This is a genomic window from Streptomyces sp. URMC 126 (genome assembly GCF_051386555.1).
GTDB lineage: Bacteria > Actinomycetota > Actinomycetes > Streptomycetales > Streptomycetaceae > Streptomyces.
This window is the reverse complement of sequence record NZ_JBPQTX010001427.1, coordinates 1-230: the sequence shown is the minus strand read 5'-3', so window position 1 is coordinate 230 and position 230 is coordinate 1. Positions and strand designations below refer to the sequence as shown.

Here is a 230-nt window from a genome sequence, read left to right as displayed (position 1 = left end):
GATCGGGGCTTTCAGCTCGCCGCTCGCGACCATTTCGTTTAATTTGAGTCCGGCGCGGGCGCGTTCGCCGTAGCCGAGCCAGCAGATTCTGGCGGGCAAGCCTTGAAATTCGACCTGTTCCTGCGCCATTGTCAGCCAGCGCGCGAGATGATCGTTTTCGGGGAAAAGATTCATTATCGCTTCGTCGGTTTTATAAATGTCTTCCTTTTCGCCCGAAAGCGCGACCCAGC

The 230-nt window shown here is 56.5% G+C and carries 1 pseudogene; it reads right to left on the bottom strand.

Going from position 1 to position 230, the window contains the following annotated elements:
• Positions 1-230: pseudogene (locus tag ACSNOK_RS36540) on the bottom strand (urocanate hydratase); the annotation flags it as partial.